At 72.0% G+C, this 20,568-nt stretch carries 21 protein-coding genes; 9 read left to right on the top strand and 12 right to left on the bottom strand.

The features are described from left to right. Position 1 precedes the first annotated feature (1 nt). The 7 genes from ACZ6JS_RS10950 to ACZ6JS_RS10920 all read right to left on the bottom strand — a co-directional run bounded on the left by ACZ6JS_RS10950 (position 2) and on the right by ACZ6JS_RS10920 (position 7,645). The gene (locus tag ACZ6JS_RS10950) at positions 2-1,210 is read right to left on the bottom strand and encodes a cytochrome P450 (protein ID WP_469297334.1); all 1,209 of its coding nucleotides are present in this window, start codon (positions 1,208-1,210) and stop codon (positions 2-4) included. Positions 1,211-1,239: 29 nt separating this feature from the next. Next, positions 1,240-1,899 (bottom strand): response regulator, encoded by a 660-nt coding sequence (locus ACZ6JS_RS10945; protein ID WP_469297333.1) that lies wholly within the window; start codon positions 1,897-1,899, stop codon positions 1,240-1,242. Continuing rightward, positions 1,896-3,233 (bottom strand): sensor histidine kinase, encoded by a 1,338-nt coding sequence (locus ACZ6JS_RS10940; protein WP_469297332.1) that lies wholly within the window; start codon positions 3,231-3,233, stop codon positions 1,896-1,898. Before ACZ6JS_RS10940 ends, ACZ6JS_RS10945 begins: the two co-directional genes overlap by 4 nt. Before the next feature lie 88 nt (positions 3,234-3,321). Beyond that, positions 3,322-3,993, bottom strand: a complete 672-nt coding sequence (locus ACZ6JS_RS10935) for a response regulator (RefSeq protein WP_469297331.1) — start codon at positions 3,991-3,993, stop codon at positions 3,322-3,324. Next, entirely contained in the window at positions 3,990-5,351 is a 1,362-nt protein-coding gene (locus tag ACZ6JS_RS10930) for a sensor histidine kinase (protein ID WP_469297330.1), read from the bottom strand. Before ACZ6JS_RS10930 ends, ACZ6JS_RS10935 begins: the two co-directional genes overlap by 4 nt. Further along, entirely contained in the window at positions 5,344-6,537 is a 1,194-nt protein-coding gene (locus tag ACZ6JS_RS10925) for an acyltransferase family protein (protein WP_469297329.1), read from the bottom strand. Before ACZ6JS_RS10925 ends, ACZ6JS_RS10930 begins: the two co-directional genes overlap by 8 nt. Next, positions 6,530-7,645, bottom strand: coding sequence for an alpha/beta hydrolase (locus ACZ6JS_RS10920; protein ID WP_469297328.1), 1,116 nt, complete (start codon positions 7,643-7,645; stop codon positions 6,530-6,532). The genes ACZ6JS_RS10925 and ACZ6JS_RS10920 overlap by 8 nt, the downstream gene beginning before the upstream one ends. Positions 7,646-7,860: 215 nt before the next feature. Between ACZ6JS_RS10920 and ACZ6JS_RS10915 the strand changes: the two genes are divergently transcribed. After that, complete coding sequence (locus tag ACZ6JS_RS10915) at positions 7,861-8,352, top strand: HIT family protein (protein ID WP_469297327.1); 492 nt, start codon at positions 7,861-7,863, stop codon at positions 8,350-8,352. Positions 8,353-8,444: 92 nt separating this feature from the next. On the opposite strand, the gene ACZ6JS_RS10910 is transcribed toward ACZ6JS_RS10915, so the two are convergent. From ACZ6JS_RS10910 to ACZ6JS_RS10895, 4 genes are all read right to left on the bottom strand, one after another. Beyond that, complete coding sequence (locus tag ACZ6JS_RS10910; RefSeq protein ID WP_469297326.1) at positions 8,445-8,687, bottom strand: nuclear transport factor 2-like protein; 243 nt, start codon at positions 8,685-8,687, stop codon at positions 8,445-8,447. A gap of 225 nt (positions 8,688-8,912) precedes the next feature. Beyond that, the gene (locus ACZ6JS_RS10905) at positions 8,913-10,475 is read right to left on the bottom strand and encodes a serine/threonine-protein kinase (protein WP_469297325.1); all 1,563 of its coding nucleotides are present in this window, start codon (positions 10,473-10,475) and stop codon (positions 8,913-8,915) included. A 282-nt stretch (positions 10,476-10,757) separates the two neighbouring features. Next, entirely contained in the window at positions 10,758-11,273 is a 516-nt protein-coding gene (locus ACZ6JS_RS10900) for a MarR family winged helix-turn-helix transcriptional regulator (RefSeq protein WP_469297324.1), read from the bottom strand. Then, positions 11,266-11,895, bottom strand: coding sequence for a DJ-1/PfpI family protein (locus ACZ6JS_RS10895; RefSeq protein WP_469297323.1), 630 nt, complete (start codon positions 11,893-11,895; stop codon positions 11,266-11,268). The genes ACZ6JS_RS10900 and ACZ6JS_RS10895 overlap by 8 nt, the downstream gene beginning before the upstream one ends. A gap of 317 nt (positions 11,896-12,212) precedes the next feature. Here ACZ6JS_RS10895 and ACZ6JS_RS10890 point away from each other — a divergent pair, with 317 nt between their 5' ends. The 3 genes from ACZ6JS_RS10890 (at position 12,213) to ACZ6JS_RS10880 (ending at position 15,176) form a co-directional block, all read left to right on the top strand. Further along, positions 12,213-13,571 carry an aminotransferase class III-fold pyridoxal phosphate-dependent enzyme gene (locus ACZ6JS_RS10890; protein ID WP_469297322.1) on the top strand — a complete coding sequence of 453 codons (1,359 nt, stop codon included), beginning with the start codon at positions 12,213-12,215 and terminating at the stop codon, positions 13,569-13,571. Between the two features lie 192 nt (positions 13,572-13,763). Further along, complete coding sequence (locus ACZ6JS_RS10885) at positions 13,764-14,429, top strand: GntR family transcriptional regulator (protein WP_469297321.1); 666 nt, start codon at positions 13,764-13,766, stop codon at positions 14,427-14,429. 96 nt (positions 14,430-14,525) lie between these two features. Beyond that, positions 14,526-15,176 (top strand): hypothetical protein, encoded by a 651-nt coding sequence (locus ACZ6JS_RS10880; RefSeq protein ID WP_469297320.1) that lies wholly within the window; start codon positions 14,526-14,528, stop codon positions 15,174-15,176. Between the two features lie 159 nt (positions 15,177-15,335). Here ACZ6JS_RS10880 and ACZ6JS_RS10875 read toward each other — a convergent pair whose 3' ends face one another. Then, positions 15,336-16,085 carry an SLATT domain-containing protein gene (locus ACZ6JS_RS10875; protein WP_469297319.1) on the bottom strand — a complete coding sequence of 250 codons (750 nt, stop codon included), beginning with the start codon at positions 16,083-16,085 and terminating at the stop codon, positions 15,336-15,338. A 290-nt stretch (positions 16,086-16,375) separates the two neighbouring features. Between ACZ6JS_RS10875 and ACZ6JS_RS10870 the strand changes: the two genes are divergently transcribed. From ACZ6JS_RS10870 to ACZ6JS_RS10850, 5 genes are all read left to right on the top strand, one after another. After that, complete coding sequence (locus tag ACZ6JS_RS10870; protein ID WP_076044258.1) at positions 16,376-16,720, top strand: YbaB/EbfC family nucleoid-associated protein; 345 nt, start codon at positions 16,376-16,378, stop codon at positions 16,718-16,720. 52 nt (positions 16,721-16,772) lie between these two features. Further along, the gene (gene recR / locus ACZ6JS_RS10865) at positions 16,773-17,372 is read left to right on the top strand and encodes a recombination mediator RecR (protein ID WP_030010802.1); all 600 of its coding nucleotides are present in this window, start codon (positions 16,773-16,775) and stop codon (positions 17,370-17,372) included. Then, positions 17,365-18,012: a DUF5063 domain-containing protein gene (locus tag ACZ6JS_RS10860; RefSeq protein WP_469297318.1), complete on the top strand. Its 648-nt coding sequence runs from the start codon at positions 17,365-17,367 to the stop codon at positions 18,010-18,012. Before recR ends, ACZ6JS_RS10860 begins: the two co-directional genes overlap by 8 nt. Positions 18,013-18,132: 120 nt before the next feature. Beyond that, entirely contained in the window at positions 18,133-19,407 is a 1,275-nt protein-coding gene (locus tag ACZ6JS_RS10855; RefSeq protein ID WP_031147550.1) for an aspartate kinase, read from the top strand. After that, positions 19,404-20,480 carry an aspartate-semialdehyde dehydrogenase gene (locus tag ACZ6JS_RS10850; RefSeq protein ID WP_469297317.1) on the top strand — a complete coding sequence of 359 codons (1,077 nt, stop codon included), beginning with the start codon at positions 19,404-19,406 and terminating at the stop codon, positions 20,478-20,480. Before ACZ6JS_RS10855 ends, ACZ6JS_RS10850 begins: the two co-directional genes overlap by 4 nt. Positions 20,481-20,568: the final 88 nt, after the last annotated feature.

Genomic DNA, 20,568 nt, shown 5'->3' with positions numbered 1-20,568 from the left:
CCTAGAACTCCACGAGCAGGCGCTTCAGCCCGCGGATGACGTACCCGTCATGCCACTGCGGCTCCTCGACGAGCCGCAGTGGCGGAACGCCGTCCGCCAGCAGCGCCCCGAACGATGCCTCCAGCTCCCGCCGCGCCAGCGGCGCCCCCAGGCAGTAGTGGATCCCCGCCCCGAAGGTCAGGTGCGGATTGTCGGCCCGTTCGAGGTCCAGGCTGTCGGGGTCCTCGAAGCGGGCCGGATCCCGGTTCGCGGATCCGAAGAGCAGTGCGACCTCGGCCCCGCGGGGGATGTCGGTGTCGCCGACGCGGATGTCGTCGAGCACCCAGCGCTCGAACATCTGCAGAGGAGTGTCGTACCGCATGAGTTCATCCACAGCTGTGGACAACTTTTCGGCATCGTGGCGGGCGCGGAGCGCAGCGAGCTGGTCGGGGTTGCGGAACAGGGCCCACCACCCGTTGACCGTGGTGTTGACGGTGGCCTCGTGCCCGGCGTTCAGCAGGAGGACGCAGGTGGAGATCATCTCCTGCTCGCTGAGCCGTCCCTCGTCGTCATGGGCGGCGATCAGCCCCGAGACCAGGTCCTCGCCGGGGCGCGTGCGCCGCTCGGAGATCAGCTCCCGCAGGTACGCGCTGAAGTCGATGCTCGCCCGCACCGCCCGCCGCGCCGTCTCCTCGTCCGGCCGGAGCTCGAACATTCCGCAGATGTCCGCCGACCAGGGCCGCAGCAGCGCCCGGTCCGACTCGGGCACACCCAGCAGCTCCGCGATCACGGCCACCGGCAGCGGCTCGGCGACCGTGGCGAGCAGGTCCCCGCCGCCGTCCGCGAGCAGCCGCCCCACCAGTTCCCCGGCCATCCGCTGCACGGCCGGCACCAGCCGCTCCACCGTCCGCGGGGTGAAGGCCTTCGCCACCAGCCGGCGCACCCGCGCGTGCGCCGGATCCTCCAGATCCAGCAGTCCGTTGCCGTTGAGGACGTGGAACGGCTCGTGCTCCGGCGGCGGCCCCTCCCGCCCGAACTCCTCGTGCGAGAACCGGTGAAGATACGTCCGACCCAGCCGCCGGTCCCGCAGCAGCGCGCTCACATCGGCGTAGTGCGGCACCAGCCACTGCCCGGTGGCCTCCCACCAGATGGCCCGCCCCCGCTCCCTCAACTCCCGGTAGGCCGGGTACGGATCGGCGACGAACGCGGCATCCCACGGATCAAAGCCCATCCCCGCAGACTAAGCGCTCCGCCTCCGGATCAGGCCGGTGTCACCAGGCGGGTCTCGTAGGCGAACACCGCCGCCTGCGTCCGGTCCCGCAGGCCCAGCTTCACCAGGATCCGGCTCACATGGGTCTTGATCGTGGACTCCGCGACGATCAGCCGGTCGGCTATCTCCGCGTTGGAGAGTCCCTGCGCGATCAGGATCAGCACCTCCGTCTCCCGCTCCGTCAGCTCGCCCACCCCCGCCGGATCCGCGAGTTTGCGCGCCTCGGAGATCTTCGAGAACTCCGCTATCAGCCGCTTGGTCACCGAGGGCGCCAGCAGGGCCTCGCCGGCCGCCACCACACGCACTCCGTCCGCCAGCTGACGGGCCGAGGCATCCTTCAGCAGGAACCCGGAGGCCCCCGCCCTCAGCGCCTGGTACACGTACTCGTCGAGGTCGAAGGTCGTCAGGACCAGGACCTTCGCGTCCGTGTCCGCGGCCACGATCTCCCGCGTCGCCTCAAGGCCGTTCATCAGAGGCATCCGGATGTCCATCAGCACCACGTCCGGCCGCAGCGCCGCAACCCGCGCGATGGCCTCCCGGCCGTCGACCGCCTCGCCCACCACCTCGATGCCGTCCATGGCGTTCAGCAGAACCGAGAACCCTTCGCGGACCATCATCTGGTCGTCGACGATCAGCACCCTGATCGTCATACCGTCCCCTCCTGCGGCTCGGGCACCGGCTCGGGACGGTTGCGCACCGGAATGAACACCGCGACCTCGTAGCCGCCGGTCTCCGTACGCGCGGCCGTCATCTCCCCCTCCAGCATGGCCACCCGCTCCCGCATCCCGGTGATCCCGTGGCCGGCCCCCGGCGAGGGCGGCGCATCCCCGGTCGGCGCCTCGTTGACGACGCGTATCCCCAGGCCGCCCAGGACGTACGACACCTCCACCCCCGCCGCCGCGCCCGGGGCGTGCCGCAAGGTGTTGCTCAGGGCCTCCTGGATGATCCGGTACGCCGACAGCTCGACGCCCTGCGGCAGTTCCCGCACCGCGCCGGTGACCGTCTTCTCCACACTCAGCCCGGCCTCGCGCACATTGGCCAGCAGTCCGTCCAGCGAGGCCAGCGTCGGCTGCGGGGCGTCCGGCGCCTCGTAGTCCGCGGAGCGCACCACACCCAGGACCCGCCGCAACTCCGTCAGGGCCGCCACGGCGTTCTCCCGGATGGTGACGAACGCCGCCTCCAGCTCCGGCGGCGGGTTCTTCACCCGGTAGGGAGCGGCCTCCGCCTGGATCGCGACCACCGACATGTGGTGCGCCACCACGTCGTGCAGCTCCCGCGCGATCGTGGTCCGCTCCTCCAGCAGCGTCCGCTTGTCCCGCTCGACTGCCGTGACCTCCTGCTGCGCGCTCACCTCCGCCTTGGCGTGCCGGCGTATCTGGATGCTGCCGGCGATCACCAGGGCGAAGGCCGAGGTCACCGCCATCTCCGGCGCGTTCGACCCCCACTCGCCGGTGAACACCACGGAGATGGCGGCTCCCAGCGCGAGGGTCAGCGCCCACATCCACACTGCCACCCGGGGTCCGGTCCGCAGAGCGACGACGAACAGGACGACGATGTAGGAGAAGAAGGCTCCCGGGGTCCACGGCCAGCTGACGCCCCCGCCGAGGGCGGCCAGGACCACCGTCATCGCGACGGCCGCCCACCACGCGCCCACCGGCCGCACCAGCGTCATGAGGACGGGAACCGCGGCTATCAGCCCCATGACGAGCCGGCCCAGATCGCCCAGGTAGCTCGACTGCCCGTCCATCGTGAAAAGCACAGCGAGGAAGGCCAGCGCTCCCACCGCCGCATGCTGCCGCCACGGCGCATACCGCCGTATCCCCTTGGGGAGCCGTCGCGAGAAGCGGCCCGGGGCCCCTGCCAGCGGCAGCGGCCGGTAGGCGAACGCATCGGTGAGGAGGTCCTGGCGCAGGGTCGCGATCACCTCCGATGCCAGTCGGAATTCAGGCGTCCGGGCTGTCCCCCCGGTGGTCGTCTCGGTCATACGCACAACCGTAGGTCTGTACCGCCTTCGTCCGCGTCGCCGCTGATGGGGATATACCAGGGTCCCTCTCAAGTACTACACGGGTCCGTCAGTAGCCCGCCGGACGGATCAGACCGCTCTCGTACGCGAACACCGCCGCCTGCGTGCGGTCCCGCAGTCCGAGCTTCACCAGGATCCGGCTCACATGGGTCTTCACGGTCTGCTCGGCCAGGACCAGGTGCTCGGAGATCTCCGCGTTCGACAGACCCTGGGCGATGAGCGACAGCACCTCGGTCTCCCGCTCGGTCAGCACGTCGATCCGGGCCCGCGACGGCGCGCGCGGCGCCCCCAGCCGGGAGAACTCCGTGATAAGCCGCTTCGTGATGTTCGGCGACAGCAGCGCCTCACCGGCCGCCACCACTCGTACCGCCTCCGCGAGCTGGTCCGCGGACGCGTCCTTCAGCAGGAACCCGGAGGCCCCGGCCCGCAGCGCCTCGTACACGTACTCGTCGAGGTCGAAGGTGGTCAGCACGAGCACCTTCACCGCGGCGCCGGGAACCCGGGTGATCACCGACGTGGCCTCGATACCGCCCATGCCCGGCATGCGGATGTCCATCAGCACCACGTCCGGGGCCAGCTCGGCGACCTTCGCCACGGCGTCCGCCCCGTCCACCGCCTGCCCCACGACCTCTATGTCGGGCTGCGCGTTGAGAAGCACGGTGAAGCCCTGCCGCACCATCATCTGGTCGTCGGCGATCATCACCTTGATCGGTGTGCTCATGGTGCCTTCTTCGTCTCGGTGCCCGTGCCGTTGCCGGCGGGCGGGTTCTGCGGAGCCATCGGGAGCACAGCGCTGACCTCGTACCCGCCGTCGGGGCGTGGGCCCGCGGCCAGCTCGCCTCCCAGCATGCCCGCCCGCTCCCGCATGCCCAGCAGCCCGTGCCCCGCTCCCTGCGAAGGCGGGGCCGGCCGGGTCGGCGCGCTGTTGGCGACGCACAGGTGCAGTTCGCGCGGACCGTACGCGACGCCGACCTCGACCCGCGAACCAGGCGCGTGGCGCAGGCAGTTGCTCAGCGCCTCCTGCACGATCCGGTAAGCGGTGAGCTCCACCCCGGGGGCCAGCGCCCGGCGTATGCCGGCGACCTCCGTGGTGACGTCCAGCCCCGCCCCCCGCACGTTGTCCACGAGGCCGTCCAACTCGGCCAGGGTCGGCTGCGGATGCTGCGGGGCCGCAGGATCACCTGGCTGTTCGGAACGCAGCACCCCCAGGACACGGCGCAGCTCGGTGAGGGCCTCCAGTGCGTTCTCACGGATGCCCGCCAGGTTCTCCTTGAGCTCCTCGGACGGATTCTCCACGAGGTGCGGGGCGACCTGCGCCTGGATGGAGATCACCGACATGTGGTGGGCGACGACGTCGTGCAGCTCGCGGGCGATGCGGCTGCGCTCCTCCAACAGGGTGCGCCGTGCCCGCTCCTCGGCCGTGAGCGTCTCCTGCTCGACCAGTTCGCCGCGGGCCAGCCGCAGGGCGCGCAGCGCGTAACCGAGGAGCCCGACGAAGCCGAAGAGGACGGTGGCTCCCACGGAGGAGATCTGGCTTCCGTCCGGACGGAAGGTCAGCTCGGCCGCCCCCGTGAGGGCGACGGAGATGCCGACGACCCATATGGTCATCCGGGGCGGCACCCGCAGGGCGACCAGCAGCAGCACGGGGGCGAACGCGAAGATCCCGCCGGGCGTCCACGGCCACGTCTGGCCCTGACCGACGCTGCCGTGGATCAACCAGGCGCTCCAGCCCGCGGCGAGCAGGCCCAGCCACCAGGCGGCGATCGGGCGGAACATCGCCAGCCAGATGGACAGCGCCGTCAGCAGTGCGACGGCCAGCGGCGGGCCGCCTTTGACGGCGTAGTGGTCCATGAGCTGCTCGGTGGTGAGGAACGCGAAGAACACCGCCGCGTAGGCGACGAGCGCGTGCGGCAGCCGGGCCAGCCACCGCGGCCGGCCCATCCGGGGCAGGGGATCGCGCCGCAGCGTGAACAGCTCCAGGGCCAACGCCATGCCCGGTGTGGCCCGCTTGACAACATCGGAGGGCTCCGGCTCGGCCGTGGACACGCGCTGTTCGTTCACGTCGGTCAGCCTAGGCATGGGTGATCTCCTCGACGGAAGTGCCCGGAACGCAACGGGCTGCCGTGGCCGTGGCCGACCGCGCAGGCCGGGCCTGTTCGTAGGCGCGGAAGGCTGCCCAGCACAGGCCCAGCGCGGCAGCGAACACCGGCAGCCACCCCACCCGGGCCGCTATCCAGCCCACCGAGTCCGGCGCGGTGTGCAGCCCCGGCAGGCGGGCCGGTACCAGCAGCCCGAGGGCGGTCACGGCCATCATGGCGGTCTGGTGCCACAGGAAGATCGTCATGGCGGAGAGGTTCACCAGCGCCGCCTTCGCCCAGGCCGCCGGGCTGCGCATGAGCCGGGCCAGCCGGTCGCGGGCCAGCAGAGCCAACCCGCACTGGGCCAGTCCGAACGCGACCGCGGCCAGCGTCGGCGGGTTGAGGTTCGAGACGGTCGCCCCCGGCACGCCCACCATGGACCCGGGATACCCGCCCCACAGGACCAGCGCGGCGGTGGCCGCGGCGCCGGCGCCGGCCAGGAGCAGGAGCCGGCCGCGCCGGGCGAGGGCCCCGCGCGACCACGCGGCGCCCAGCGTGAAAGGAACGAGCCAGCCGGCGGCCACGTTGGCCCAGCCGATCCACTCCGGCCCGCCCGCCCCGAAGCGCCACAGGTCGACCCCCGCCACCACGGCGGCCGGCCACACCGGGCTGATCCGGGCCACCAGCGGAGTCGCGGCGGTGAGGGCGGCGAACACCAGCAGGAACCACAGCGGCGACAGGACCAGCTTGACCAGCGTCCGTACGGTGTCGAGCTCCGCCCCGCCGACGAGCATCCCGCACGCCACGACCGTCCAGAGGACGAGCACCGCGGCGACCGGGCGGAACAGCCGGCCCAGCCGCTGCCCGACCCAGGCTCCGTACGAGGTGCCCCGCTCGCGGGCCGAGGCGTACCCGAGGGCGGCGACACGGCCGCCGACCAGGAAGAAGACGGCCAGTGTCTGGAACACCCAGGACACCGGGGCCAGCCAGGGCATGTGCGCCAGCGGGCTGGTCCCGCGCAGGCCGCCGTCGTCGACGGTGGTCAGGGAGGTGACCAGCCAGTGGCCGAGGACCACGCCGAGGATCGCGAGGGCCCGGAGGGCGTCCACGGCCCGGTCCCGGTCGGCCGGCGTGGCCGCCTCGATGCCAGCCGCCAGGGCGGACCAGCGGGAGCGGATTTCACGCATGGCCGCCCTCCCGGGCGGGATCGCTGCCGAGGACGATGGCGGCCAGGGCGTCGAGGGACCGGGTGCCCGGCTCGAGGTAGTCGCTGTGGCCGCCGCCTCCGGCGGCGAAGGTCCGTGCCCCGAAGGCGGGGTCGACCGGGTCGGTGCCCAAGCCGAGACCGCCGAGCCTGACGTGCGGCACGCCGGCTATCCAGTCGGCACTGCCCCGGCCGGCCCATACCCGGGCCGAGGTCGGCAGCTCCCGGACGGATCCGGCCCCGGTGCCCGGACTGCCGTACAGGACCACGTCACCGACCGCGGGGCCGGTCGCGGTCCGCGCGCAGACGACAGAGCCGTAGGAGTGGCAGAGCAGCGAGATCTGCGCGCCCGGTGCGGCCATGTACCCCAACCGGTCCAGGAACGGACCCAGTTCGGCTGCGGCCTGGTCGGCCCGGCCGGAGGTCAGCACGGTCGTGCTGACAGTCCCCGGCGTGTCGTACCCGAGCCAGCCGACCACGGCGGTGCGCGCATGTCCGGCTCGCAGGCGCTGCTGGAGGGAGACCGCTCCGGACCGGAACCTCTCGTACGTGTCGAGGGTGGTGTCCGATCCGGGCACCAGGACGGCGATCCGTTCGGCGGTCGCCAGCTCGCCGAACACCTCGACGGCCCGGCCCCTGCCGCGGCCGTCGAAGGCGAGGAACTGCGCCGAGCCGGCCGCCGCCATCGCCCGCAGCCGGCCGGCCCGGCCGGAGCGGGCGGCGTCCTGCGCCATCCGGACCGCTTCGGCGATGTTGTCGCGGTTGGCGGCATAGCGGCTCTGGGCCGGGGCGCCCTCGGCGAACACTGCGGGCGTCGGGGCGGGCACCTGCGCCGAGGCTGCGGCGGACACAGGGACTATCACGGCCGCCGCGACCAGCGAGGCCAGCAACGTACGGCGCAGCCGACCGCCACGTTCGCCGCCCGCCTTCCCGGAGCCGAACACGGCCTCACCGGCGCCGACTCCCCCCGCCCTGTCCGCCGTGCCCGCTGCCCGCGCCGACTCTTCCGCCGTGCTCGCCGTGCCCGCCGTGTCCGCTGCCCGTGCCCTGTCCGCCCAGTTGTCCGCCGCCCGTGCCGTCCCCGTGGCCATGGTGTGTTCCCTCGGTGTCCGGAAGGGCCGTCAGCGCCCCTCTCCACCACCGAAGTTAGAAATCCGAGCCCCTGGTCGGCGTCCCGCCATGGAGCCGTGTCCGTACCTAGCTCTCAGGTATGACAGGGAATACTTCAGAGCCAGAACGCCCCACCCTTTGCCCTCCCAGTGGAAAGTCCAACTCCCCTTCCCGGAAAAGCCCTTGGAGTTTCGTAGTGACAGATGGCGATTGGCGCCTCGACCGCATCGGCAGCGCGCACCGCGGGGTGAACCCGACCGTCCTGCGCCGCCTCGACGCCGGTTTCGCAGTCATCGGGGATTGGCAGTTCCTCCCCGGCTACTCGGTTCTGCTGACCGACGACCCGGCCGTGACCCGGCTCTCGGACCTGTCCCGGCCGCGCAGGGCGGCGTACCTCTCGGACATGGAGCGGCTGGCCGAGGCCGTCGAGCGGGCCTGCTTGCGACTCGACCCGGCCTTCCGCCGGGTCAACATCGAGATCCTCGGCAACACCGATCCGTACCTTCACGCCCACATCTGGCCGCGCTACGACTGGGAACCCGAAGCCCGCGTCAGGCTGCCCGTGTGGCTGTACGAGGAGGAGTGCCGGCGCGCCGAGCGGTACGCCCTGGCTCCGCGCCACGACGCCCTGCGGGCAGCGATCGGCGAGGAACTGGACCGGCTCGGAGCGGCCGAGCCGACGCCCTGACCCGGGCGGAGGCGTGCAGCCGCCCGGTTCTCCGGTCGGTGTCCCCCAGGGCGGGTGGCGAGCGGCGAGCGGGGGGTGGCGAGCGGCGAGGCTCAGTCCACGGCCAGGGGTTCGGCGTATCCCGCCCGTCGGCGCGGGGCGGGATCCTGGCCGGGGCTGGTCCAGTGCTCCCTCGCCTCCACGATCTCCCCGTCGCGCACGGTCCACAGGGAGACGGCCCGGTAGAGGACGTGGCCCTGCGGCACTTCCACCTCGGTGACGACGTGGTCCTCGTCCGCCAGGATCCGCAGGACGCTTCCTGGCTTGGCGTCGACGTCTCCGTCGTCGCTGTTCACGGCGGTGAATGGGCGAGCCCCACGACGCGTTCGGCGCTCACGGGCCATTCGATGACGGCGTCCGCGGCGATGAGCCCGGCCACGCCCCCCGTCGCGTGCCCCGATCCCCTCCCACGGTCGTGCCCCTCCCCTCAACGGCTCCATGCGCCGCAGCGTCCGACAGGACCGTCCGGCGCAACAAGCTCTGCGTGCGAGCTCATTGACCCCGACACGAACGGGTGCGGGCTACTGCCTGCGGTAGTCGAGCGGAGGACTGTCACTGCCCGCGAGCTCCCTGCGCAGGGCGCCGTCAGGCAGCCGCCGCAGCCGGCTCGGGCCGCCCGCCGTGCAGGTCGGCGGGGCGCCGGAGGTGACGGTCGAGGCCTCCACTTCCACGGAGTCGGGGTCGGAACCGTCGGGGTCGGAACCGGGGGCGCTGCGCAGGGCCGCGGTCCAGGCACAGGCGAATCCGGGGTCCTGGACGGCCAGGGACATCACCTGCTCCCCGACGCCGGCGCGCGAGAGGGTGAGCCGCCAGGTCTGGCTGCCCCGGACGGCCTGCCAGGTCCCGACGAAGGCCGCGGGAAGGCCCTCACCCACCGGGGCCGCGGCGGAGCCCAGGGCCGATGCGGAGGCCGAAGCGGAAGCGGAAGCCGATCCCGAGCCTGCCGCGACCGGCGTGCGGGGACCCGTGACGGGCGGTCGCGGATCCTCGGCCCCGCTCATCACCGCGTACACCGTGCCGGCGGACAGGGCCGCGACGACCGCGGCCACCGCGAGGAGCAGGGCCGTGGACGCCGTCCGGGGCCTGCGAGGAGGTTCCGGTTCCGGCGGCGGGTACGCGGAGTAGGAGGGCGGCGGTGGCGCCGGCACCGCACGGTCCGGCCCGGCGTCCTCGCGGTCGAGCAGTTGTACGGCATGCTGCCCGAGCCGGGCCACCAGCGGGGTCGGCAACCACGGCTCCAGGGCCCTTCCGTCGGCCACGGTGTCGTCGGCGCCGACGCGGGCCAGTACCTCGGCGGGGCCGGGCCGCGCGGCCGGATCCCCGTGCAGGCAGTCCCGTACGAGGCCGAGGAGTTCCGCCGGTACGCCGACCAGGTCGGGTTCCGCTCCGGGACTGCGCAGCGGGAGCGCCGCCAGGCCGCCGGGCTGCTCCGCGTCGCCGAAGGGCGGTCGGCCGGTGGCCGCGTACGCCAGGACCGCGCCGAGGCAGAACACGTCGCAGGCGGCGGTCGCCGGCCCGCCGCGGATCTGCTCCGGGGCCATGAAGCCGGGGGAGCCGAGGACCTCGCCGATCCGGGTCGGACCGGCGTCGTACCCGGTGGGGGTTCGGGTGATGCCGAAGCCGGTGACGCGGGGACCGTCGAGCGCGATCAGTACGTTCGAGGGCTTCAGGTCGCGGTGGACGATGCCGGCCCGGTGGAGGTCCTGGAGGGCGTGCGCGAGGCCCGCGGCCAGGATCCGCAACGTACGGTCCGGCAGCGGGCCGAAGCCGTGTGCGACGACCCGGCGCAGGCTCGGCCCGGCGACGTAGTCCGTGGCGAACCAGGGGGTCGCGGCCTCGGTGTCGGCGTCCAGGACCGGCGCGGTCCATTCGCCGCCGACCCGGAGGGCCGCTGCGACCTCCTGGCGGAAGCGGATGCGGAACTCCTCGTGGGCGGCGAGCCCGGGGTGGACCAGCTTGACCGCGACGGTACGGCCGCGGTCGGAGCGGGCGAGGTAGGACAGGCCCGTACCGCCGGCGCCGAGCCGGGCCAACAGGCGGTAGGGGCCGATGCGGTGCGGGTCGTGCGGATGCAGTTGTTCCATGGCCGGGTGGTCCTTCCCCTGCTGGCCGAACAGCTCCGCCGGGAAGGACGGTTGGCGGCTCCCACCGGTTGCCTGCCGGTCGACCTCGCCGGACTCGAACACCCAACCGGCCCGAACCCCAACCGGGCCCGCACCGGTCCCGGACCCCAACCGGGCCGACCCCGGAGGCTCGGGCCCGGCGACTTCGGCAGCCGGATCCGACGGGCCGGACCGATCCGACGGGGGATCGATCGGACGGGCCGGACCGATCCGACGGGGGACCGATCGGACGGGCCGGACCGATCAGACGGGGGACCGATCGGACGGGTCGGCGGGATCGGACGGGTCCCGCGGCGCGGGCAGCGTGTCCAGCGCCGCCGCGAGCCGCTCCAGGACGCGGACCGTCTCCGCGAAGGCGGCGTCCCCCAGCTCCGCCGCGAGACGGGCGGCCATGGCCGAGTGGCCCGGCCCGATCCGGTCCACCGCCGCGCGGCCCTCCTCCGTCGGGCGCAGAAGCTTGGCCCGCCGGTGCGCCGGGTTCGGAGCGTACTCGGCGAGGCCCTTGGCGACGAGGAGGTCCGCGATGCGCTGGACGCTCTGCCGGGTGATCCCCATGCTCCGGGCGATGCCCGCGACGGGCAGCGGCTCCCGCAGTACCGCTCCCAACACCTGCCACCAGGCGGCGGTCAGCCCGGCGGGCCGTGCCAGCTCCTCGGAGAGGGAGAGGAACTGGCCGTTCAGCCGGAACACCCCGAGTGCGGTGCGGCTCAGCAGGTCCTGCCGGGTCCGAGGGGACCCGAGCGCCGGCGGCTCAAGCATCGCCCGCCGCCGATGCCGCCATCAGGACCGGGTACGCGCTCTCGTCCGAGTGGTGGAAGAGCCCGTACCAGGCGTCCAGGACGTCCGGCTTGTAGACGTCCAGGCGGGCGAAGACCTCGCGGGCGAAGGCGACCGGTTCCGTCGGCCCCGCCGTGATCAGGTCCCCGTCGGTCACCGCGTCGGCCTCGACGTAGTTCTCGGCGCCTGCGTAGCCCGGCTGTTCTGCCAGGTAGAAGGAGACCGCGCTGGTGTGCCTGCGGTCGTCCAGCAGGCCTTCCCGGGCGAGGCCCGCGGTGGCTCCGCAGATCGCCGCGACCGGCACTCCGGCGGCCAGGAACTCCCGTGCCTTCGCCGCGAAGGGCGCCAGCTCGTCGCCCGTGTCCCACAGGGAGGCCCCGGTGAGGATCAGCAAGGAGGAGTCCTCCGGTCGCAGATCGGCCAGGCCCAGGTCAGGCTGGATGCGGATGCCGCCCATGGTGGTGACCGGCGCTCCGGCGGCGAGGCCGACCGTCCGCACGACGTGGCCGCGCTGGGTGAGGTGCGCGGTGGTGTGGCCGGTCTCCCAGTCGGCGTAGGTGTCGTAGACCGCGAGGTGGACGGGCTTGCGAGCGGTCTCGCTCATGGTGTTTCGCCTCCAGCGTCGGATGGTGCCAGGTGCCTGCGGCGCTCACCGTGGCCGAGGTGCCGCGGTGCAAGTGATGCACGTGGTGCCTGCGATGCCGACGGTGCTCGTGGTTCATCCCGCGCCGGCGCGCCGTACCGGCTTCGGCGTGGGCTTCCACGAAAAGCGCCTATGACAAGAGACTGTCATAACGACAGGATGCTGTCAATACTTCGGGAGGCTGCTCCGGAGGCGCAGACAGACTGCCGAGACCGGCCCGCCACCCCCATACAGTCCGCCGATATCCCTCCCCACCTGCGCACTTCTAGCGTGACCTCATGACCCCTCATGCCACCCCGCACACCCTTGCCGCCGTGAAGGACGCAGATCGGAAGCACGTCTTCCATTCCTGGTCCGCCCAGGCCCTGATCGACCCGCTCGCCGTCGCGGGGGCCGAGGGCTCCTACTTCTGGGACTACGAGGGCAAGCGCTACCTCGACTTCTCCTCCCAGCTGGTGAACACCAACATCGGCCACCAGCACCCCAAGGTCGTCGCCGCGATCCAGGAGCAGGCCGCCCGGCTGTGCACCCTCGCGCCCGGCTTCGCCGTCGACGTCCGCTCCGAGGCCGCACGCCTCATCGCCGAGCGGACCCCGGGCGACCTGGACAAGATCTTCTTCACCAACGGCGGCGCCGAGGCCGTCGAGAACGCCGTCCGCATGGCCCGTCTGCACACGGGCCGCGCCAAGGTGCTCTCCACCTACCGCTCGTACCACGGAGCCACCGCCGCCGCGATCAACCTGACCGGCGATCCGCGCCGCTGGCCTTCCGACACGGCCGCCGCGGGCGTCGTGCACTTCTGGGGCCCGTACCTCTACCGCTCCGCCTTCCACGCGGGCACCGAGGCCGAGGAGTGCGAGCGCGCCCTCGCCCACCTCGCCGACACCATCGCCTTCGAGGGCCCGCAGTCGATCGCGGCGATCATCCTGGAGAGCGTGCCGGGCACCGCCGGCATCATGGTCCCGCCCGCCGGCTACCTCGCGGGCGTACGCGAGCTCTGCGACCGTCACGGCATCGTCTTCATCCTCGACGAGGTCATGGCCGGCTTCGGCCGCACCGGCAAGTGGTTCGCCGCCGACCACTGGGACGTCACCCCCGACCTGATCACCTTCGCCAAGGGCGTCAACAGCGGCTATGTGCCGCTCGGCGGCGTAGCCATCTCCGCTGCGATCGCCGAGACCTTCGCGACCCGCCCCTACCCGGGCGGACTGACGTACTCCGGCCACCCGCTGGCCTGCGCCGCCGCCGTCGCGACGATCAACGCCATGGAGGAGGAGGGCGTCGTCGAGCACGCGGCCCGCCTCGGCGAGAACGTGATCGGCCCGGCTCTCGCGGAGCTCGCCGAGCGCCACCCCTCGGTCGGCGAGGTCCGCGGCCTCGGCGCCTTCTGGGCCCTGGAGCTCGTACGGGACAAGGAGACGCGCGAACCGCTCGTCCCGTACAACGCGGCCGGCGCGGACAACGCGCCGATGGCCGAGTTCGCGGCGGCCTGCAAGGCGTCCGGCCTGTGGCCCTTCGTCAACATGAACCGAACCCACGTCGTCCCCGCCTGCACCATCACGGAGGCGGAGGCGAAGGAGGGCCTGGCCCTGCTGGACGAGGCGCTGACGGTCGCCGACCGCCACACCACCGCGTAACCGCCCGGGCCGGCCCGCCCGGTCCAGGGCGTACGCACGGGCGGGCGGTTGGTGGCGGTGGCCGGTTCGCTCCGGTGTGATTCTCGTCCTCACAGGCGGGCGGATCCGCACATAACCCCCACCAACCGTCCGGTTTCGGCCTCGCTGTCTGGCCTATGGTGTCCGGAGTTCTACGACAGGAGACGGACCCCTATGCCAGGCAGCGGAGCTGTCACCCGCAACACACTTCGCCAGCAGATCGCGGACGCGCTGCGTGACGAGGTGCTCGCGGGACGCCTGCCTCCGGGGACAGAGTTCACGGTGAAGCAGATAGCCGAGCAGTACGAGGTCTCCGCGACCCCGGTGCGCGAGGCGCTCGTGGACCTCTCGGCCCAGGGGCTTCTGGAGCTGGTCCAGCACCGGGGCTTCCGCGTGCGGATCTTCTCGGTGGACGACTTCCGCGGCATGATCGAGGCGCGGTCGCTGGTCGTGGACGGCATCTTCCGCCGGCTCGCCGAGCGGGGCGCCACCCCCGGCTCCGGCGAGATGCTGGTGTCGGTGCGGCGCCGTGGCGAGGAGGCGCGCAAGGCGGCCCAGAGCGGCTCCCTGGAAGTGCTGATCGGCTACGACCTGCGCTTCTGGCGGGAACTGAGCGGGCTGGTCGCCAACACCTACATCACCGAGTTCCTGCACCGCATCCGCGTGCAGTGCTGGGTCTTCGCCGTCCCCCACCTCCAGCGCGAGCCGCAGCTGCGGGAAGCCCTCTGGGACGGCCACGGCGATCTGGTGGACGCCGTGACCCTGGCGGACGCCGACGCGGTACGCCGCATCGTGCACGGCTACAACGAGCACGCGCTGGCCTGGGCCGCGCGCCTCTGAGCCCCGGCCGGCCCCCCAGTTCTGCGCACCCCTTCGCGGAGGGTGTCCGGCGCACTACGCTGGCCTGATCGGCGACAACGACTGATCGGAGGCCGTGTGGCCTGTGACCTGTGGCTGGTCCCTCTTGTCGACGTGCTGTGCCACAGCCCCGACAACCCCTTCGCGGAAGAGATCGCCTCGTACGACAAGGCGCTGGGTGAGGCCGGACTCCCGTCCGTGCCCGTGTTCGCTTACATGCCGGGTCTGAGCGGGGACGTCGCCCCGGTCGCCGGTTTCGACTACGACGCCCTGCATTTCCTGAGACGGGCCTACCTGCTCCAGCTCTGCGGCCTGCCGGTGACGCCGGTGGACGAGCTGGGCGGGGACTACGAACAGCTGCTGGAGATGTTCGAGCCCACAGCGCAGCAGTCGCACCTGGTGTGGCACTACGACCACGCGGGCGCCTACGTGCCCGTCGACTTCCCGGCGCCCCTGGCGAACGAGGAACTGCTGGCCGGGGGCGGACCGCTCGGGTCCGCGCAGGGGCTCCTGCGGGAGCTGCTCTTCGTCGCTCCCGCCATCGGGATAGACCCGGGGAACCCGCCCGCGGCGCCGGCGCCGCCGGGGCGGCCCACGTCGCTGGAGGAGCCGGCGGGACCGATCGCGTACGACGGCAGCCCCTTCGCCCGGGAGCGGCACGTCTGGCTGGGACTGCACGCGGCGGCGACGCGCAGTCTCGGACAGGGCTCGATGATCATCTTCAGCTGAGCCGGTGACCTGCACGGGCACTGCACGTGGACCTGTCGTCGTGCAGTAGCTGAAGTAGCTGAAGTAGCTGAAGTAGCTGTACAGCCGTATCTCGACCTGCACGTCCACCCGCATCCGTACCGGTGGGCGGGGCGGCACCGGCCCGCCCCCTCCACCGGTTCAGCGGGGCTGTTCCGGGGGCCGCTGCCGCGGCATGTTCGGGCGGGTGCCCGGCGGCAGCGGGAAGCGGGCCGGCGGGATGTACGCATCCGCCCCGCGCGCCCCGGGAGCCCCCAGTGACTGCATCACCAGCGGCGCCGGCCCGGACCGGAACTCCACCATCCAGTCCGCCGTCTCCGACCGCACCAGCTCCGTGATGTCCTCGGAGAAGCGGCGCAGCACGGTCAGGCACCGCTCGGCGGCCTCGCTGGCGGTGCCCTCGGTGGGCCCGAGCACCTCGCGGACGTTCTCCGAAGCCCAGTCGAACTGGAGCGTCTGGAGCCTGCGCTGCACCGCCTGGGCCGTGGCCACGTCCCGCATCCACCCCGAGGTCAGTCCGAAGAACCGGTCGCAGGCCAGCGCGGCCGCGCCCAGCAGGAGCGCCAGGTACCCGTACGTCGATCCGCCCGGCGCCGAGCCCGTCAGCTCCAGCACCGGCATCGCCGCGCCCGTGACGGCGCCCAGGGCCGCGCCGACGCGCAGTACGCGCGCCCCCCGGCGCTTCCACGCCCGGTCGGACAGGTACCACTCGGCCGTGCGCAGCGCGTCCGCCTCGACCCGCCGGTAGAGCTCGTCGAGCCGCTCGGCGGGCTCCCCCCAGTCCCCGAGGGGGAAGGGCCGGCCGGTCAGATCGCCCGCCGCCATCGGCCCGCCGCCTTCCTCCCGGGGATCCCGGGGTGGCCCCTCGGGCTGCATCTCCGGCTGGCTCACCCGGCACTCCCTCTGCCTGCGCTGACGTGTGGTGGTGCGCGTGTGCGCAATGATGCGCATGCTCTTCCTACCTTCGAATGACGGGCGATGGACAACGAATCCCGGGATTTCCGCTCGCAAGGAGGTCTCCATCAGGTACGCGTACGCCCCGACTCTCACTCGAAAGAGTTGGTCCTCACGGCGTAGGGCGCGGCGCCCGGGGAGCACGTAGTCTCGGATTGACCAAGCGTTCCGAAGGTCTCGGGGTCGCGAAGGTCCCGACGGTACCGACGTACGGAAGTGAGAGCCCTGTGATTCCCGGTGGTGGCCAGCCCAACATGCAGCAGCTGCTCCAGCAGGCCCAGAAGATGCAGCAGGACCTCGCCGCCGCGCAGGAGGAGTTGGCGCGGACCGAGGTCGAGGGCCAGGCCGGCGGCGGCCTGGTCAAGGCGACCGTCACCGGCTCCGGCGAGCTGCGCGCGCTGGTGATCGACCCGAAGGCCGTGGACCCGGAGGACACGGAGACGCTCGCCGACCTCGTGGTCGCGGCGGTCCAGGCCGCCAATGAGAACGCCCAGGCGCTCCAGCAGCAGAAGCTGGGCCCCCTCGCGCAGGGTCTGGGCGGCGGCAGCGGGATTCCCGGCCTGCCGTTCTAGCAGTACCCTCCCCCGGTCCCTCCATCCGACGAAAGCGAAAGAAGGCAGTCCGTTGTACGAAGGCGTGGTCCAGGACCTGATCGACGAACTGGGCAGGCTGCCCGGCGTCGGGCCCAAGAGCGCGCAGCGGATCGCCTTCCACATCCTGCAGGCCGAGCCCACCGACGTCCGCCGCCTCGCGCACGCGCTGCTCGAGGTCAAGGACAAGGTCCGCTTCTGCGCCGTGTGCGGGAACGTGGCGCAGGAGGAGCGGTGCGGCATCTGCCGCGACCCGCGCCGGGACACGACGGTCATCTGCGTCGTCGAGGAGCCGAAGGACGTGGTCGCGATCGAGCGGACCCGCGAGTTCCGGGGCAAGTACCACGTCCTCGGCGGCGCGATCAGCCCGATCGAGGGCGTCGGCCCGGACGACCTGCGCATCCGCGAGCTGCTGGCGCGCCTGGCGGACGGCGAGGTGACCGAGCTGATCCTCGCCACCGACCCGAACCTGGAGGGCGAGGCGACCGCCACCTACCTCGCCCGCATGATCAAGCCCATGGGCCTGAAGGTCACCCGCCTGGCCAGCGGGCTCCCCGTCGGGGGAGATCTGGAGTACGCGGACGAGGTCACGCTGGGGCGGGCCTTTGAAGGAAGGCGACTTCTCGATGTCTGACGCAACGCTGCACGCTCTCGGCCAGGATCCGGACGACTTCGCCGCCTCGATCGCGGACCAGATCGAGTCGTTCATCGTCGCGGTCACCGAGGTCGCCAAGGGCGAGGACCCCGACAGCGCGGTGCCCTTCCTCCTCCTGGAGGTGTCCCAGCTGCTGCTGGCGGGCGGCCGGCTGGGCGCGTACCAGGACGTGCTGCCCGAAGAGCGCTACGAGCCCGACCTCGGCCCGGAGCCGGACGTCGACGACCTGCGCGAGCGGTTCGCGATCATGCTGGAGCCGGTCGACGTCTACTCCGAGGTCTTCGACCCGTACGAGCCGCGCAAGGCTCCCGTCGCCCACCGGATCTCCGACGATCTGGCCGACGTGGTCGCCGACCTGCGGCACGGCCTGATCCACCACCAGGCGGGCCGCATCACGGAGGCGCTGTGGTGGTGGCAGTTCTCGTACTTCACCAACTGGGGCCCGACGGCCTCGGCGACGCTGCGCGCCCTGCAGTCCCTGATCTCGCACGTGCGCCTGAACCAGCCGCTGGCGGCCCTGGACGGCCTGGACACCGACGAGGACATCACCGAGGACGACCTCGCGGAGCAGGCCGGACAGGTGATGGCGGAGGAGCTCGGCGGCCTGGGCCGCAGGTGATCCTCCGGCGCGGGAACCCGGACTGTGATCTGTTCGTCTCATGATGTGGTACGAGGCGGTCGGATCCCGGGCGCTCGTTAGACTGCACCAGCAATGAGACGGACTGAGCGAGGAGCGCACGTGGGCCTTGTCGTGCAGAAGTACGGAGGCTCCTCCGTAGCCGATGCCGAGGGCATCAAGCGCGTCGCCAAGCGGATCGTGGACGCCAAGAAGAACGGCCACCAAGTGGTCGTCGTGGTGTCCGCGATGGGCGACACGACGGACGAGCTGATCGATCTCGCCGAGCAGGTTTCCCCGATGCCTGCCGGGCGTGAATTCGACATGCTGCTGACCGCCGGAGAGCGGATCTCCATGGCCCTGCTGGCCATGGCGATCAAAAACCTGGGCCACGAGGCCCAGTCGTTCACCGGCAGCCAGGCAGGCGTCATCACCGACTCGGTCCACAACAAAGCGCGCATCATCGATGTCACGCCGGGCCGTATCCGCACCGCGCTGGACGAGGGCAACATCGCCATCGTCGCCGGTTTCCAGGGCGTGTCCGCGGACTCCAAGGACATCACCACCCTGGGCCGCGGCGGTTCGGACACCACCGCCGTTGCGCTCGCCGCGGCGCTGGACGCCGAGGTCTGCGAGATCTACACCGATGTCGACGGCGTCTTCACCGCGGATCCCCGTGTCGTGAAGAAGGCCCGGAAGATCGACTGGATCTCCTCCGAGGACATGCTGGAGCTGGCGGCTTCCGGTTCCAAGGTGCTGCTGCACCGCTGTGTCGAGTACGCACGCCGATACAACATCCCGATCCACGTCCGGTCCTCCTTTTCGGGACTGCCGGGCACCTGGGTCAGCAACGAGAATCCGCAAGGGGACGAGCAGGTGGAGCACGCCATCATCTCCGGAGTCGCTCACGACGTCTCCGAAGCAAAGATCACGGTCGTCGGCGTCCCGGACAAGCCGGGCGAGGCCGCGGCGATCTTCCGCGCCATCGCGGACGCCGAGATCAACATCGACATGATCGTGCAGAACGTCTCCGCGGCCTCGACGGGCCTCACCGACATCTCCTTCACGCTGCCCAAGGCCGAGGGCCACAAGGCCATCGACGCCCTGGAGAAGGCGAAGGGCGCGATCGGCTTCGACTCCCTGCGCTACGACGACCAGATCGGCAAGATCTCCCTGGTCGGCGCCGGGATGAAGACGAACCCGGGCGTCACCGCCTCCTTCTTCCAGGCGCTGTCCGACGCGGGCGTCAACATCGAGCTGATCTCGACCTCGGAGATCCGCATCTCGGTGGTGACCCGCCAGGACGACGTCAACGAGGCCGTCCGCGCCGTGCACACGGCCTTCGGCCTCGACTCCGACAGCGACGAGGCCGTCGTCTACGGAGGCACCGGACGATGACCGCCGCCCGGTCGACCCCGGCTCCGGCACTCGCCGTCGTCGGGGCGACCGGAGCAGTCGGTTCTGTCCTGCTCCGGATGCTGTCCCAGCGGGCGGATGTCTGGGGCGACATACGCCTGATCGCCTCCGCGCGCTCGGCCGGCCGCATGCTGTCCGTGCGCGGGCAGGAGTGCGAGGTGCTCGCCCTCACCGAGGACGCCTTCGACGGTCTCGGGCCGGGCGACGTCGCGCTGTTCCTGACCCCTGCCGAGGTCTCGGCCCGGTGGGCGCCCGTCGTCACCGCGCGCGGCGCGGTCGTCGTCGACCAGTCCGCCGCCTTCCGGGAGGATCCCGAGGTGCCGCTGGTGGTGCCCGAGATCAACGCGCACGCGGCGCGCCTTCGGCCGCGCGGGATCGTCGCAGCCCCCGACACCGTCACCGCGGCGATGATCGCCTCGCTGGGCGCGCTGCACGCCGAGTGGGGCCTGACCGAGCTGGCCGTGTCCACCTACCAGGCGGCGAGCGCGGCCGGACGGGCCGGTTCCGAGGCGCTGCGCCGCCAGTTGTCGTTGGTGGCCGGCACCTCCCTGGGCGAGCAGCCCGGCGACGTGCGCCGTGCGGTGGGCGAGGACACGGGCCCCTTCGCGGGCCCCCTGGCCCTCAACGTCGTGCCGTGGTGCGGCGAGCTGGACGAGGACGGCTGGTCCTCGCACGAACTGGCCGTACGGGCGCAGACCCGCCGGATCCTCCAGCTGGAGGCGCTCCCGGTGTCGGTGACCTGCGTCCGGGTGCCGGTGCTGACCGGTGACTCGCTGACGGTTCGGGCCGGCTTCGAGAACGAGGTCAAGGCCGCGCACGCCCGGGAGATCCTGGAGGCCGCCCCGGGCGTGGTGCTCGTGGACGACCCCGCGGCGGGGGAGTTCCCCACCCCCGTGGACGCCGCCGGGACGGATCCTGCCTGGGTGGGGCGGGTGCGGGCCTCGCTCGACGACCCGTACGCGCTGGAGTTCTTCGTGTGCGCGGACAATCTCCGCCAGGGGGCGGCACTGAATGCCACGCAGATCGCGGAACTGATCGCAGGTGAATTTGCGTAATTCGCTTTGTAGGATCGGTGCCGATCCCTTGATCAAGGTGATGGCCCGACTGCCGTTTCGCTGGACGGGGCAATCGGGAAGAGCGGGT

The sequence above is a fragment of the Streptomyces sp. NPDC046349 genome, assembly GCF_055587885.1.
This window is presented reverse-complemented; position numbering and strand designations above follow the sequence as displayed.

Excerpts from the sequence above, each read along its gene's own strand:
- ACZ6JS_RS10950 (WP_469297334.1), bottom strand. The coding sequence starts at position 1,210 with ATGGGCTTTGATCCGTGGGATGCCGCGTTCGTCGCCGATCCGTACCCG.
- ACZ6JS_RS10945 (WP_469297333.1), bottom strand. The coding sequence starts at position 1,899 with ATGACGATCAGGGTGCTGATCGTCGACGACCAGATGATGGTCCGCGAA.
- ACZ6JS_RS10940 (WP_469297332.1), bottom strand. The coding sequence starts at position 3,233 with ATGACCGAGACGACCACCGGGGGGACAGCCCGGACGCCTGAATTCCGA.
- ACZ6JS_RS10935 (WP_469297331.1), bottom strand. The coding sequence starts at position 3,993 with ATGAGCACACCGATCAAGGTGATGATCGCCGACGACCAGATGATGGTG.
- ACZ6JS_RS10930 (WP_469297330.1), bottom strand. The coding sequence starts at position 5,351 with ATGCCTAGGCTGACCGACGTGAACGAACAGCGCGTGTCCACGGCCGAG.
- ACZ6JS_RS10925 (WP_469297329.1), bottom strand. The coding sequence starts at position 6,537 with ATGCGTGAAATCCGCTCCCGCTGGTCCGCCCTGGCGGCTGGCATCGAG.
- ACZ6JS_RS10920 (WP_469297328.1), bottom strand. The coding sequence starts at position 7,645 with ATGGCCACGGGGACGGCACGGGCGGCGGACAACTGGGCGGACAGGGCA.
- ACZ6JS_RS10905 (WP_469297325.1), bottom strand. The coding sequence starts at position 10,475 with ATGGAACAACTGCATCCGCACGACCCGCACCGCATCGGCCCCTACCGC.
- ACZ6JS_RS10900 (WP_469297324.1), bottom strand. The coding sequence starts at position 11,273 with ATGCTTGAGCCGCCGGCGCTCGGGTCCCCTCGGACCCGGCAGGACCTG.
- ACZ6JS_RS10895 (WP_469297323.1), bottom strand. The coding sequence starts at position 11,895 with ATGAGCGAGACCGCTCGCAAGCCCGTCCACCTCGCGGTCTACGACACC.
- ACZ6JS_RS10890 (WP_469297322.1), top strand. The coding sequence starts at position 12,213 with ATGACCCCTCATGCCACCCCGCACACCCTTGCCGCCGTGAAGGACGCA.
- ACZ6JS_RS10885 (WP_469297321.1), top strand. The coding sequence starts at position 13,764 with ATGCCAGGCAGCGGAGCTGTCACCCGCAACACACTTCGCCAGCAGATC.
- ACZ6JS_RS10860 (WP_469297318.1), top strand. The coding sequence starts at position 17,365 with ATGTCTGACGCAACGCTGCACGCTCTCGGCCAGGATCCGGACGACTTC.
- ACZ6JS_RS10850 (WP_469297317.1), top strand. The coding sequence starts at position 19,404 with ATGACCGCCGCCCGGTCGACCCCGGCTCCGGCACTCGCCGTCGTCGGG.